At 66.6% G+C, this 13,395-nt stretch carries 15 protein-coding genes; 5 read left to right on the forward strand and 10 right to left on the reverse strand.

Annotated features, from left to right (window positions below):
- The first annotated feature begins 55 nt into the window (after positions 1-55).
- The gene (locus tag ACFOYU_RS13915; RefSeq protein ID WP_377034059.1) at positions 56-1,297 is read left to right on the forward strand and encodes an NAD(P)/FAD-dependent oxidoreductase; all 1,242 of its coding nucleotides are present in this window, start codon (positions 56-58) and stop codon (positions 1,295-1,297) included.
- Here ACFOYU_RS13915 and ACFOYU_RS13920 read toward each other — a convergent pair.
- Positions 1,294-2,304 carry a P1 family peptidase gene (locus tag ACFOYU_RS13920; protein WP_377034060.1) on the reverse strand — a complete coding sequence of 337 codons (1,011 nt, stop codon included), beginning with the start codon at positions 2,302-2,304 and terminating at the stop codon, positions 1,294-1,296. The two genes, ACFOYU_RS13915 and ACFOYU_RS13920, sit on opposite strands and share 4 nt — an antisense overlap.
- Positions 2,305-2,400: 96 nt before the next feature.
- On the opposite strand from ACFOYU_RS13920, the gene ACFOYU_RS13925 reads away from it, so the two are divergent.
- Positions 2,401-3,126 (forward strand): cytochrome c biogenesis CcdA family protein, encoded by a 726-nt coding sequence (locus ACFOYU_RS13925; protein WP_226741620.1) that lies wholly within the window; start codon positions 2,401-2,403, stop codon positions 3,124-3,126.
- A 72-nt stretch (positions 3,127-3,198) separates the two neighbouring features.
- Positions 3,199-3,669, forward strand: a complete 471-nt coding sequence (locus ACFOYU_RS13930; RefSeq protein ID WP_377034061.1) for a DUF1203 domain-containing protein — start codon at positions 3,199-3,201, stop codon at positions 3,667-3,669.
- Positions 3,670-3,688: 19 nt separating this feature from the next.
- Here the strand turns inward: ACFOYU_RS13930 and ACFOYU_RS13935 are convergent, their stop codons facing one another.
- From ACFOYU_RS13935 to ACFOYU_RS13965, 7 genes are all read right to left on the reverse strand, one after another.
- Positions 3,689-4,069, reverse strand: a complete 381-nt coding sequence (locus tag ACFOYU_RS13935) for an ACT domain-containing protein (protein ID WP_377034062.1) — start codon at positions 4,067-4,069, stop codon at positions 3,689-3,691.
- Between the two features lie 75 nt (positions 4,070-4,144).
- The gene (locus ACFOYU_RS13940; RefSeq protein ID WP_226741623.1) at positions 4,145-5,272 is read right to left on the reverse strand and encodes a branched-chain amino acid ABC transporter substrate-binding protein; all 1,128 of its coding nucleotides are present in this window, start codon (positions 5,270-5,272) and stop codon (positions 4,145-4,147) included.
- 130 nt (positions 5,273-5,402) lie between these two features.
- Positions 5,403-5,765, reverse strand: a complete 363-nt coding sequence (locus tag ACFOYU_RS13945) for a DUF6867 family protein (RefSeq protein ID WP_226741624.1) — start codon at positions 5,763-5,765, stop codon at positions 5,403-5,405.
- On the reverse strand, positions 5,765-6,544 hold the full coding sequence (locus tag ACFOYU_RS13950; RefSeq protein WP_226741625.1) for an ABC transporter ATP-binding protein: 780 nt from the start codon (positions 6,542-6,544) through the stop codon (positions 5,765-5,767). Before ACFOYU_RS13950 ends, ACFOYU_RS13945 begins: the two co-directional genes overlap by 1 nt.
- A complete protein-coding gene (locus ACFOYU_RS13955) occupies positions 6,541-7,383 on the reverse strand; it encodes an ABC transporter ATP-binding protein (RefSeq protein WP_226741626.1) in 843 nt (280 codons plus the stop codon). Before ACFOYU_RS13955 ends, ACFOYU_RS13950 begins: the two co-directional genes overlap by 4 nt.
- On the reverse strand, positions 7,383-8,798 hold the full coding sequence (gene livM / locus ACFOYU_RS13960) for a high-affinity branched-chain amino acid ABC transporter permease LivM (RefSeq protein WP_226741627.1): 1,416 nt from the start codon (positions 8,796-8,798) through the stop codon (positions 7,383-7,385). Before livM ends, ACFOYU_RS13955 begins: the two co-directional genes overlap by 1 nt.
- Positions 8,799-8,812: 14 nt before the next feature.
- Positions 8,813-9,733 carry a branched-chain amino acid ABC transporter permease gene (locus ACFOYU_RS13965; RefSeq protein WP_226741628.1) on the reverse strand — a complete coding sequence of 307 codons (921 nt, stop codon included), beginning with the start codon at positions 9,731-9,733 and terminating at the stop codon, positions 8,813-8,815.
- A gap of 273 nt (positions 9,734-10,006) precedes the next feature.
- Here ACFOYU_RS13965 and ACFOYU_RS13970 point away from each other — a divergent pair, with 273 nt between their 5' ends.
- Positions 10,007-10,531 carry a flavin reductase family protein gene (locus tag ACFOYU_RS13970; RefSeq protein ID WP_377034063.1) on the forward strand — a complete coding sequence of 175 codons (525 nt, stop codon included), beginning with the start codon at positions 10,007-10,009 and terminating at the stop codon, positions 10,529-10,531.
- Here ACFOYU_RS13970 and ACFOYU_RS13975 read toward each other — a convergent pair.
- Positions 10,528-11,382 (reverse strand): methionyl-tRNA formyltransferase, encoded by an 855-nt coding sequence (locus tag ACFOYU_RS13975; protein ID WP_377034064.1) that lies wholly within the window; start codon positions 11,380-11,382, stop codon positions 10,528-10,530. The genes ACFOYU_RS13970 and ACFOYU_RS13975 overlap by 4 nt on opposite strands.
- Before the next feature lie 27 nt (positions 11,383-11,409).
- On the reverse strand, positions 11,410-12,873 hold the full coding sequence (locus ACFOYU_RS13980) for a patatin-like phospholipase family protein (RefSeq protein ID WP_377034065.1): 1,464 nt from the start codon (positions 12,871-12,873) through the stop codon (positions 11,410-11,412).
- 237 nt (positions 12,874-13,110) lie between these two features.
- Between ACFOYU_RS13980 and ACFOYU_RS13985 the strand changes: the two genes are divergently transcribed.
- Positions 13,111-13,380: an usg protein gene (locus ACFOYU_RS13985; RefSeq protein ID WP_226741632.1), complete on the forward strand. Its 270-nt coding sequence runs from the start codon at positions 13,111-13,113 to the stop codon at positions 13,378-13,380.
- The last annotated feature ends 15 nt before the right edge of the window (positions 13,381-13,395 follow it).

Below are 13,395 nucleotides of genomic sequence, written 5' to 3' on the forward strand. Positions count from 1 at the left end.
CAAGGCTCCTCGGCTCCCGGCTTCCGGGGGATCACAGGATAGGATTCGATTTCCCATGCGTAAGGACGTCGTTGTTCTTGGCGCCGGCATCGTCGGCGTGTCGATTGCCATTCACCTGCAGAAGCGCGGACGCTCCGTGCTGCTGGTGGACAAGCGCCGTCCCGGCGAGGAAACCTCCTTCGGCAATGCCGGCCTGATCCAGCGCGAGGGCGTCTATCCGTACGGCTTCCCGCACGATTTCGGCGCGCTGCTCCGCTACGCGCTCAACAACACCATCGACGCCCATTACCACATGGCGGCGCTGCCGAAGCTGGCGCCGTTCCTGTTCCAGTACTGGATGCATTCGCGCCCTGCGCAGCACAAGGCGATCGCGCGCCTCTACGCGCCGCTGATCGAGCACAGCGTGACCGAGCACATGGCGCTCGCGGAGGAGGCGGGCTCGACGCAGCTCATCCGCCCGACCGGCTGGATGAAGGTCTTCCGCTCCGACAAGGCGATGGAGACACAGCTTCGCGACGCCGAGCAGGTGCGGAGCGACTTCGGCGTCAACTTCGTCGCCCTGAACACGAAGGGCGTGGCCGAGCGCGAGCCGCACATCAAGGCGGAGATGAAGGGCGGCATCCACTGGACCGACCCGGCCGCCATCTTCGACCCGTACCACCTCGTCCTGTCCTATGTGGAGCTGTTCGAGAAGCTCGGCGGCGAGGTCGCGGCGGGCGACGCCAAGACCCTGGAGCAGACGGCGGAGGGCTGGCGCCTCCAGACCGAGAAGGGCGCCGTCGATGCCGGCGACGTGGTCGTGGCGCTCGGCCCCTGGGCCGACGTGGTGACGAGGAAGCTCGGCTACAACTTCCCGCTCGCGGTCAAGCGCGGCTACCACATGCACTACAAGCCGGAAGGCAACGCGGTGCTCAATCGCCCGACCCTGGATTTCGAGCGCGGCTACTTCCTGGCCCCGATGGCGAGGGGCATCCGTCTCACCACGGGCGCCGAATTCGCCGACCGGGACGCGCCCAAGACGCCCGTGCAGCTTCAGCGGGCCGAGCCCATCGCCAAGTCCTTCTTCCCCCTCGGCGAGCGGGTCGATCCGGAGCCCTGGATGGGCATGCGTCCCTGCACGCCGGACATGATGCCGATCATCGGCCGGGCGCCGCGCCACAAGAACCTCTGGTTCAGCTTCGGCCACGCCCACCACGGCATGACCCTCGGGCCCGTTACCGGGCGCGTCATGGCCGAGATGATCACCGGCGAGCCGACGGTGATCGATCCCAAGCCCTATCGTCCCGACCGGTTCTAGAACTCGGTCGCGCCCGCCGCGAACCGGTCGCGCCAGGCGGGCTGCGCGGTCGGGAAGGGCAGGGCCGTGGCCTCGTAGACGCCCCGGGCGATGGCGCGGGTGACGCAGTCGGCGGCGGCCGCGGTGATGTGGGTGAAATCCTCGACATCGTCGAGGGGCCGCTGCCCGGTGGCCGCCGCGAAGACCGTGTCGCCGTCGTAGAGCGCATGGGAGAAGCGCAGGCCCCGGGCGATGCCCGCATGGGACGAGATGGCGAGGCGCTTGGCCTGTCCCTTGGTGAGAACCGCGTCGGTCGCCACCAGCGCGATGGTCGTGGCCGGCTGCGGGCCGCCTTTCCAGATGAGCTCCCGCTTTTCGGGATGGACCTTCTCGGGGTGCCCGTGGCCGCCGAACTCGTCGCCCTCCTCGAAGGCGCCGGCCCAGAAATGGGGGCCTTCCCCGATGACCGCCGAGGCGATGCTGTTGACGATCACCATGGCGCCGACCCGGTGCCCGGAGGCCGTCACCGTGCTGACCGAGCCGAGGCCGCCCTTCAGGTTCGCGGTCGTGGCCCCGTAGCCGCCGCCCGCCGTGCCGAGCGCGAAGTCGTGGCCCGCCGCCTTCGCCGCCTCGTAGCCGAGGTCCCGGTAGGGCGGATAGCGCCCCCAGTCCTTGTCCCCACCATTGAGCATGTCGAAGATGACCGCCTGGGAGACCAGGGGAATCCGCGCCGGTCCGACGGGGAAGCCGATGCCCTGCTCCCGCAGGCAGGCCTGCACCCCGCTCGCGGCATCGAGGCCGAAGGCCGAGCCTCCGGACAGGACGACGGCGTGGATGCCCGGCACCATCTTGTCCGGCTCGAGCAGGTCCGTCTCCCGGGTGCCGGGGGCGCCGCCGAGGACCGCGCAGGAGACGACCGTCGGCTTGTCGAAGAGGGCGACTGTCACGCCGGAGGCGAGGGCGGGATCGTGAGCGTTGCCGACGCGAAGGCCGGGCACGTCGGTGATGAGGTTGCGGAGCTGGGGCATGACGGCAAGGCAAGCTGAAAACGGCCACGTTCACAAGCTGGCGACTGCGACATCCACCGGCTTTCTTGTCCCGAGCCGACAGGATAGAAGACCTCCATGCTCAGCGTCTCCCTTCCTGCCGCGGTTGCCGGCGGCCTCATCAGCTTCCTGAGCCCCTGCGTCCTGCCGTTGGTGCCGCCCTACCTGTCCTTCCTGGCGGGCACCACCTTCGACCGGCTGAACGCGGGGGACGGCGCCGTGCGCCGCCGCGCGGTCCTGGCGGCCCTCCTTTTCGTCGCCGGCTTTTCCACCGTCTTCGTGCTCCTGGGCGCCACCGCCTCGGCCTTGGGACAGGTGATCCGGCAGTACCTCGACGTCCTGAGCACCGTCGCAGGCGTCGCCATCATCGTGATGGGCCTGCATTTCCTCGGCATCTTCCGGATCGGGCTGCTCTACCGCGAGGCGCGGTTCAACGTGGACAAGCCCGTGGGGCTGTGGGGCGCCTACGTGATGGGACTCGCCTTCGCGTTCGGCTGGACGCCCTGCATCGGCCCGGTCCTGGCGGCCATCCTGACCGTGGCGGGCTCCGAGGACAGCGTCTCGCAGGGAGCGATTCTGCTGGCGGCCTATTCGGCGGGGCTGGGTATCCCGTTCCTGCTCGCGGCCTTCGCCATGAAGCCCTTCGCGGCGCTCCTGAAGCGCATGCGTTCGCGCTTCTCCGTGGTGGAGAAGACCATGGGGGTCCTGCTCGTGCTGACCGGCATCGCCTTCCTGACCGGCTGGATCACCACCGCGTCCTTCTGGCTGCTTGAGACGTTTCCGGCGCTGGCGACCTTGGGCTGAGCACGGCAGGAATCGGGTCGCTTCCGGCTTCCGGTGCTGCGACCGTGGCGGTCTCGATCAAGGAGACCATTCATGCCGTTCCAAGTCCGTGGCATCGACCCGCAGCCGTTCCAGCCGCTCTTCCGCCTGTCCGACGAGGCTCTTGCCGCCCAGGGCATCATCAGGGTGAAGGCCGACGAACCCGACGCCTATCCGTGCCGGGTCGCCCTGGCGCGGGTGAGGAAGGGGGAGGAACTGCTCCTCGTCCATTACATGCACCAATCGAACCCGGCCTCGCCGTACAGGGCAGGCGGCCCGATCTTCGTCAGCCGGGGTGCCGAGGAGCCGGCGCATTACCGGGGCGAGCTTCCTCCGGCCCTGCGCGACCGGCTGCTGTCCCTGCGGGCCTACGATGCCGACGCCCTGATCGTCGATGCCGAGGTGGCGGAGGGGAATGAGGTTTCGGCCGTGATCCAACGGTTCCTGGCCCGCCCGGACGTGGCCCATGTGGATGCCCATTTCGCCCGGCGCGGCTGTTTCGCGGGGCGGATCGAGCGGCTTTGACGGCGGCCTTGGGCCGCCCTCAGAGGGTCAGCGCGTGCCCGGCGGCCCGCAAGGCGTCCACGGCCCGGTCCAGATCCGCTTCCTTCACCAGCACGTAATCGGTGCTGAAGGTCGAGGTGGCGAAGATGCCCACATTCGCCCCGGCGAGGGGACCGAGGACCGAGGCCAGGATGCCGGCCACGCTGAAATCGAAGCTCTGCTCGATCCGGAAACAGCGCCAGGCGCGGTCGATCTCGGCCCCCGGCGGCGCCCGATCGAGAGGACAGACGAGGGTCGTTTCTTCCGGGGCTCTCACCAGAAGGTGAAACGGCCCCGGAGGCAGCGGCTCCACCGCCGCATCGGGCGGGAGACGGCAGACGGCATAGGGGTGCTCGAGCAGCGACAGGGTGAGGGCGGGCATCGTCGGCCTCGGTGTTTCCATGAAAAAACCCGCCCTGTTTCCAGGGCGGGTCTCGGGATCGGGTCAGCCGACCGATTACATGCCGACTTCGTTGCCGGCGTAGTCGATCTTGCCGTCGGCGCCCTTCTTCCAGACGTACACGACGTAGTCCGGACGGGTGATGTCGCCCTTCTTGTCGAAGGAGAGATCGCCGATCACGGTCTTGAAGGGCTTGCCGGCCTTGATCACGTTGGCGACCTTCTGGCCGTCCGTGCTGCCCGCCTGCTTCGCAGCCTCGGCCAGAACCTGGGCCGCAGCGTAGCTGTAGAGGGTGTAAGCCTCGGGCTCGTAGTTCTTGGCGCGGAACTTCTCGACCACTTCCTTGGCGTTCGGGTTCTTGCGCGGATCCGGAGCGAAGGTCATCAGGGTGCCTTCGGCGCCCGGGCCGGCGATCGAGGTGAACTCGGCCGACACGATGCCGTCACCCGACATGAGCGGGGAGTTGAGGCCCTGGTCGCGCATCTGACGGATAATGAGGCCGGCTTCCGTGTGGAGGCCGCCGAAATAGACCACGTCCACGCCGGCCTGCTTCAGCTTCGACACGAGAGCGGAATAGTCCTTCTCGCCCGTGTTGATGCCTTCGTACACGACTTCCTTCAGACCCTTGCTGTTCATGGTCTTCTGGGTCTCGTCGGCGAGGCCCTTGCCGTAGGGGGTCTTGTCGTGAATGATCGCGACCTTCTTGCCCTTGAAGTTGTCGGCGAGATAGGTGCCGGCCACGAGGCCCTGCTGGTCGTCGCGACCGCAGGTGCGGAAGGTGTTCCACATGCCGCGCTCGGTGTAGGTCGGGTTCGTCGAAGCGGGCGAGATCTGGACGATGCCGGCCTCTTCGTAGACCTGCGAAGCCGGGATCGAGACGCCCGAGCAGAAGTGGCCGATGACCATCTTCACGCCTTCGGCCGCGAACTTGTTGGCCACCGAAACGCCTTGCTTCGGATCGCAGACGTCGTCGCCGACGACGAGCTCGACCTTCTGTCCGTTGATGCCGCCGGCAGCATTGATGTCAGCGACCGCCTGCTCGGCGCCGTTCTTGAGCTGCGCGCCGAAAGCGGCGTTCGGGCCCGTGATGGGACCGGCCACGCCGACCTTGATCTGCGCGTTGGCCGCACCGGAAAAGGCAAGGCCGAGGCCGAGCGCAACGCCGGTCAACAGCAAATTCTTCATGAGGTCACTCCTCTGGGTGGTTTTATTAGGCCCCTCTTCCTCAAGGGGCCGGCTTCGACGGGCCTGGGCCCGCCTTCCGGGTGACATCATGCTTCTTTTTGAGCGGAAGTCACGCCGGAAATTCTCGGGCTTAGCCCTTCGTATGAGAGGCCTTTTCCCGCCAGCTGAACGGGCCGGTCCGCTCGTAGAGCCAACGATATTGTGATGTCATCTGCCTGGCCCGGTAGTACTGGAAGCCGAGGCTGCCGATGATCAGGAGCACGATGGTGTCGACCGCATAGTAATGCACCGACAGGAGTGTGCCGCCGAATAGGGCGAAGTGGATGAACCGGACCGCCGCCCCCAGGATCAGCAGATAGAGGATGAGGTTCCAGTAGGGCCGCCAGGTGATGGCGATGGCCCGGCCGGTCATCCAGGCGGCCCAGCCGCCCATGATCACGGTGATGAGAAGGAAGAGCCAGAAGGACGGCTCTTCGTAGAGAATGCCCTGCATCAGTGATGCCCTCCCTCGAGATAGGCCGCCCGGACCTGCGGATCCTCCAGCAGCTCCTTGCCGGTCCCGCTCATGGTGATGTTGCCCGTCACCATCACATATCCGCGATGGGCAAGCTTGAGGGCGTGATAGGCGTTCTGCTCCACCAGGAACACGGTCATGCCGTCCTGCTCGTTGAGCTCCTTGATGATCGTGAAGATCTGCTTCACGATCAGGGGGGCGAGGCCCAAGGACGGCTCGTCCAGGAGGAGGAGCTTCGGGCGGCTCATGAGCGCCCTGGCGATGGCCAACATCTGCTGCTCGCCGCCCGACAGGGTGCCGCCGCGCTGCTGCAGGCGCTCCTTCAGGCGCGGGAACAGGGTGCAGACCCGCTCCAGATCCTGGTCGAAATGGGCGAAGCCGTTGATCGAGGCGCCCATCTGCAGGTTCTCGTACACGGTCATGCGCGGGAAGATGCGCCGTCCCTCCGGGGACTGGGCGATCGAGAGCTGCGCGATCTCGTGGGTCGGCATCTTGGTGATGTCCCGGCCCGCATAGGTGATCGTGCCCTCGCGGGCCCGCGGGTTGCCGAAGATCGTCATCATCAGCGTCGACTTGCCGGCGCCGTTGGCCCCGATCAGGGTGACGATCTCGCCTTCGTGGACGTCCATGTCCACGCCCTTGAGGGCGATGATGTTGCCGTAATAGGTCTTCACGCCGCGCACGCTGAGAAGCGGCTGGCGGCCCGCGGCCGGGCTCGCGCCGGGCTGGCGGTGTGTCTGTGCTCCAGCGGTGCTCATGCGCCGATCTCCGCTTCCACCTGTTCCACTTCCGAATCGTCGACGCCGAGATAGGCGGCGATCACCTTCGGATCGTCCCTGACCTGGGCCGGCGTGCCGTCCGAGATCTTGGTGCCGTAATCGAGCACCACCACGTGATCGGAGATCTCCATCACCACCGACATGTCGTGCTCGATGAGCAGGATCGAGGTGCCGTGATCCTTGCGGATCGACAGGAGAAGCTCGTTCAGCTCGAGGGATTCACGCGGGTTGAGGCCCGCCGCCGGCTCGTCGAGGCAGAGCAGGAGCGGGTCCGTGCACATGGCGCGGGCGATCTCCAGGCGGCGCTGGTCGCCGTAGGGCAGGTCGCCGGCCGGGTCGTCGGCCCTGTGGGTGAGACGGGTCTTTTCCAGCCAGAACTTCGCCCGCTCGATGGCCTCCTTCTCGGCATCGCGGTAGCGGCCGAGGCCGAGCACGCCGAGGAAGGTGAAGCCGGAGGCGATCATCAGCGGGTTGTGCTGCGCCACCAGCAGGTTCTCAAGCACGGTCATGCCCGAGAACAGGCGGATGTTCTGGAAGGTGCGGGCGACCTTGGCCTTCCAGTTGATGTCGTAGCCCGGAAGCCTCTCGAGGAGCAGGTGCGAACCGTCCGGCTTGCGGAGCGCGATCATGCCCTCCGTCGGCTTGTAGAAGCCGGTGATGCAGTTGAAGACCGTGGTCTTACCGGCGCCGTTGGGGCCGATGAGCGCGGTGATGTCGCCGCGCCCGGCCTTGAAGGAGAGGTCGTTGATGGCGACGAGGCCGCCGAAGCGCATCGTGAGATGCTGAACGTCGAGGATGGGGTCCTGAAGCCAGCGCATTAGCCGTGTCCTTCCTTCACGAGCGAGCCGGAAATCGCCTTGCGCTCTTTCAAGATCACCGAGGGTTGACGCTCCGAGATGAGGCCGCGCGGACGCCACACCATCATGGCCACCATGCCGGCGCCGAAGAGCAGGAGGCGGTACTCGTTCGGGTCGAAGCCCGAACCGAAGACGGCCTGGAGGAAGGTCAGGTTACGCAGCACCTCCGGCCCGCCCACGAGCACGATGGCCGCGATGGCGACGCCGATCTGGGAACCCATGCCGCCCATGACCACGATGGCCAGGATGATTGCGGATTCCAGGAAGTTGAAGCTTTCCGGCGAGATGAAGCCCTGACGGACCGCGAAGAACGATCCGGCGAAGCCGCCGAACATGGCGCCGATGGCGAAGGCCGTCAGCTTGGTGTTCGTGGTGTTGATGCCCAGAGACCGGCAGGCGATCTCGTCCTCGCGCAGGGCTTCCCAGGCGCGGCCGACGGGCAGCTTGCGCAGGCGCATCGTCACGAAGTTGGTCAGCAGCGCCAGGGCCAGGATCAGGTAGTACAGGAAGATCATCCTGTGCATACCGTTGAACTCGAGCCCGAAGGTGTCAGCGAAACCGCCTTCTCCCGCCGTGAACGGGATGCCGAAGAAGGTCGCGCGCGGGATCGAGGAGATGCCGGCGCCGCCATTCGTCAGGTCCACCCAGTTGATGAGGACGAGGCGGATGATCTCGCCGAAGGCGAGGGTCACGATGGCGAGGTAGTCGCCGCGCAGGCGCAGCACCGGGAAGCCCAGGACGATGCCCCAGAAGGCGGCGAGAATGCCCGCCAGCGGGAGGCAGATCCAGAACGACAGCCCGAACGTGGTCGAGAGCAGGGCGTAGGAATAGGCGCCGACCGCGTAGAAGGCCACATAGCCCAGGTCCAGAAGACCGGCGAGGCCCACCACGATGTTCAGGCCCCAGCCGAGCATCACGTAGGTGAGGATCAGGATGCCCAGATCGACCCAGTAGCGGGATTCGTTCAGGCCGCCCTGGATCAGGTAGATCAGGATCGGGAAGGCGAGGGCGACCCCGAGAAAGAAGGGAATGCCGAAGCGGGAGGCCTTCTGGAAGGCGCTCGGCTCCGCATGGACCAGCTCCGTCGCCTGGGTGGGGCTCGGGACGGCCTCGCGGGCGGCCCGGGACGCCATGAAGGCGTGCTGCGCCAGGCGGAGGCCGAAGACGATGGCGCAGAAGATCGCCACCATGTCCCAGCGCGGGTTCAGGAACAGGTCCGCGCCGCTCTGGTCGGTGCGGTAGGCGACGATCGGGATCGACAGGCCGAAGGCGATCAGGGCGCTCTTCGCGGAATCCTTGAGGGCCGCCGCGAGGTCGAAGCGCGTGGGAACGGCCGGGCTTCGCGCCGAGCTCGTGGTGATGGAAGGAGCGTTCATGGGCTGCGGGCTCCTTAAACCTTCTCGACCTCAGGCCGTCCGAGAATGCCGGAGGGCATGAAGATCAGGACGATGGCCAGAATGGAGAAGGCCGCCACGTCCTTGTACTCGATCGAAAAATAGGCCGACCAGAAGGTCTCGATGAGACCGATGATCAGGCCGCCGAGAACCGCGCCCGGCAGGGAGCCGATGCCGCCCAGAACCGCCGCGGTGAAGGCCTTCACGCCGGGAACGAAGCCGTCGCTGAAGCTCACGACGCCATAATACAGCAGATACATGGTGCCGGCGACGGCCGCGAGGGCGGCGCCGATGACGAAGGTGAGGGAGATCGTCCGGTCCACGTTGATGCCGAGCAGCGCCGCCATCTTGCGGTCCTGCTCGCAGGCGCGCTGGGCCCGGCCGAGGGAGGTCTTCTGCACGATGTACCAGAAGATCGACAGCAGAACGGCCGTCGAGACCATGATGATGATCTGCTTGTAGGAGAGGGCCACGTTGTAGCCGCTCTCGCCCTGGAACAGCACGATCACCTCGCCGACCATGGGGGGCGTCGGCTTGTTGCGGGCGCCCTGGGCCACCTGAACGAAGTTCGACAGGAAGATCGACACGCCGATGGCCGAGATCAGCGGCGCCAGGCGGAAGGAGCCGCGCAGGGGCCGGTAGGCGATCCGTTCCACGGTCCAGCCCCACAGCGAGGTCAGCGCCATCGCGATGAGGAGCACGATGAACAGGGCCAGCACCACCGACGAGATCCCGAGCCAGGTGGTCAGGATCACGAAGAAGATGAGCGCGATGAAGGCGGAGAGCATGAAGACGTCGCCGTGGGCGAAGTTCACCATGCCGATGATGCCGAAGACCATCGTGTAACCGATGGCGATGAGGCCGTAGATCGACCCCAGCGTCAGCCCGTTGATGAGCTGCTGCACAAAGATTTCCATGTCCTACCCTTGCCCCTCTGGATGGGGTCATTGTTGGTGAAGGCCAGCAAAGCACGATGCGTGGTCGAGGCCAAGCCGGACCTAAGGTGAGGTGTCTCTAGCAAACGGGATTCCGTTCGACAACGTTCTGTTAAGTTTCCTATCAGCTCCACGAATGGACCCGGAGTCCAAACTAGCGTCAGGGGCCGCTTTCAAAATAGGCAGCGAAGACCATATGCCTCCTATGACCTTGTGCTCGGCCAAAAAGGGTGGAAGAGGCTTGTCCGGATCCAGATGTTGAAAAAGCAGCCCTTCCCCGACTCCGCCACCGGTGCCTCCGGCCTCGATTCCGTCCTCTTCCGGGAGGGCATGAGCCACGTGGCCGCGGCCGTGCACGTGGTCACGACCGACGGGCCCGCGGGCCGCGCGGGCTTTACCGCGACCGCGGTCACGCCCGTCACCGACAGTCCCGCCTCCCTGCTGGTCTGCGTCAACACCGAGGGCCGCTCCGGCCAGTCGCTGCTCGCCAACGGGGTCTTCTGCGTCAACACCCTGGGCGCCGCCGACCGGGAGGTCGCGGACATCTTCGCGGGGCGGGCCGATCTTCACGGCCAGGACCGGTTCTCCCGCGGGCGCTGGGAAACCCTCGCGACCGGCGCTCCCGCCCTGGGCACGAGCCTCGTGTCCTTCGACTGCCGTCTGAGCGAGGCGCGGATCGTGGCCACCCACCACGTGATCATCGGCGAGATCGTCGCCATCCGGATCGGGGAGACGCAGCCGGCCCTGGTTTATCAGAACCGGCTCTACCACGAGCTTTAATCCCGGCCCGAGCGCTGCCCCTTGGGCGCGTAGGGGCTCCACCCGGTGAGCTGGACGAACCCGTCGCTCACGGCGACGACCAGGTGCCTCCGGTGCCTGTGGACGAGGGTGCCGGGCTTGTAGCCGTGCCGCTCCTCCCAGCCGCCGCCCTCCCAGACGTAGATGAACCGGGAATCCACCTTGGCGAAGGTCTCGATGGACCCGAAGGTGCGCATCGTCCGCAGGACCTCGCGCACGCTCTTCGTCCAGTCGAGGGTGCGCTCGGCCTGGGTCATGCGCGGCCAGTAGGAGCCCTCGCCCTGCGGCTTCGCCTCCGCCCAGAGCCGGGGCAACTCCTCCGCGAGGGAGCCGGCGATGCGCCTGGCCGCCATCTGGCACCGGGCGAGGAGGAGGTCGTGGTTCTCGTTCGGGGACAGGGGAAACCGCTCCTGCGCGATGATGGCGCCCGTATCGAAGGACGGCTCCAGCACATGGGCGGTCACGCCCCATTCCTCCCGGTCCTCGAGGATCGCCTGGAACAGCGGATAGGGGCCGCGCCCGACCGGAAGGGGCGAGGGGTGGAAGTTCAGCGCGTAGGGCAGATACGGCTCCCAGCCTTTGACGAGCCAGGGATATCCGGCCACGACCAGCGCCTGGCAGCGCATGGCCCTGAGGCTCGCCAGATCCGCCAGGGAGATCCGCGCCATCTGGATCGGCACCCGGTAGCTGCGGGCGCGGGCGATGGTGACCTCGTTGAAATCGTAGATGCCGTCGCAGGGGCGGCTGAAGAGTTTGACCGGCTCCCAGCCCTTGGCCAGCAGAGCCTCGAAGACGTCTCCGAGGAAATCGATTCCGGCGAAGGCGAAGCGCATTCGCGGTGATCCTCCCTGCCGGGTCCCTTACTCGGCTCTGCTCTTGCCCGTGTCCACCGAGGCGGTCAGCGCCCGCCTCGGCCCCTTCCTGATAAATGAACGGAAGATCGCATTGTTGCGCAAGGCCGTCTCGCCGGCGCTGATGACGGTGTCGAGGGTCTGCAGGTCGAGCTTGAACCGGGTCGGGACCTTGTCGAGCCGCGCCTTGAGCTCGGGGCCCGCATCCTCGAAGGAGACGCGCCCGACGGTGAAGGTGACGTCGGCGCAGTTCCAGCCGGCGAGCGTGCCGCGCAGCTTCACCACCTCCGCGCTGGACAGGGAGCAGCGCCAGCGCCGCAGGTCGTCCTGCCAGTCGCGCATGATGGTCGTGAAGTAGTCGTAGCCCTTGTAGACGCCGGAATCGATGGCCGCGTCGGTCACGACCCCGGCGAGTTCGAAGCCGGACGGGGAGGCGAGGTTGCGGGGCCAGTTGCCGGCCGGATCGCGGCCCGCATCGACGACGAGGAACAGGAAGCGCTTGACCCGCACGGCCTGCTCGGCGGTCATCGGCATGTAGGGCCGGTCCCGGTTGGTGCGGGCGACGGCCAGCGAATGGATGCCGAAATTGTCCGTGAGGCCGCCGTCGAGGAGCTTCACGTAGCGGTATTTTTCCGGATCGCTGCGGTAGCGCATCACCGCGGCGGCGCTGGCCTTCAAGGTTGCGGGGGCGGTCGGGTCGGCGATGCCGCGCTGGTACCATTGCGGGACCTTACCGCCGCAGGTCGCGCCGAAATTCTCGACGTTCATCGGAATGAAGAGGCCCGGCACGGCCGCCGATGCGGCGACCGCCTCCGACAGGCGCACCTTGCTCAGGTCGCTGCACAGCACGTTGAACGTGATCGGCTCGAACACGAAGGGCACGCGGCTGTAGATGTCGGACGCGGCGATCCAGACCAGGGGACGCCCGCGGGCGAAGAGATCCGCGTAGGTGGCGCCGTCGAACAGGTTGTCGTCGAGCCAGCGGGGGAATTTGGAGCGGTCGTTGACGCCACCGTCCTCCACGATGCGCAGGACGTTGCCCAGGGAGACCTCCGTGTCGAAGCCCTGCTCGGCATTGCGCTCCAGGAAACGGGTGCGGAAATCCGGGAGCCCCTCGCGGCCCTTGAGGCCGAAATACGCGGCCGTCACCGAGCCGCCGGACACGCCGGTCACGAGGTCGACCATGTCCGTCAGGCGGTTCTGGCCGCGCTCCGTCGTCATCTCGTAGCGGTCGAGTTCGTTCAGGACGCCGTAGGAGAAGGCCGAGGCCCGCATGCCGCCGCCGGAGAACGCGATGCCGACCACGGTCGAACCGAACTGCTCAGGGCCGAGGGGCCAGCCGCTCTGGTCGGCGGCCGCCGCGATGGGGCCGTTGATCGGCGTGTTGTCGACCGAACCCGCACAGGCGGAAACCGCCATGACCATGGTGCCCGCAAGCACCCAGCGTCCGAACAGGCCCCTATACTTTTTCATTGTCGTCCACCCAGCCAATGACGAACGCAATACCGTGACCCAGGAAAACTCTCAATAGTCGTCGGGAAAGTCTTCACGGTCATCGTTACTTGCCGGGAGCGTGCCGTCAGCATGGTCAGGCGGCGGGCGGGAACTGGGGACAACGCTGGCGACTTAACCTTGAGCATGGGCGATCCTCGCCCCGATTGTCCGGCCGGAGGCCCTGAGGGACAGTCCGGCCTGCTGGAAGGAGGCCGCATGGCGTCGAAGGATTTCATCCGTCAGCTCGAAGGCTACGGGCTGACCACCGCCAACATCCTCTACCGTCTGCCCGATCACCCCGCGCTCCTGCAGACCTACATCTGGCAGGATTACGATCTCGCCCCGGACTTCCCGATCCTTCTGGAATTCCTGGATTTCTGGCAGCGGGAACTGGCCGGACCGCTTCATTCCGTCACGGTGACCCACGCCCGCCTGATCAGGCCGGCGGAGTTCCGGGCGGTCGAGGGCGAACTCACGCTCCATTAAGGGGTATGCGGCCCT

It is taken from the genome of Microvirga sp. GCM10011540 (genome assembly GCF_042650665.1).
Lineage (GTDB): Bacteria > Pseudomonadota > Alphaproteobacteria > Rhizobiales > Beijerinckiaceae > Microvirga > Microvirga lenta.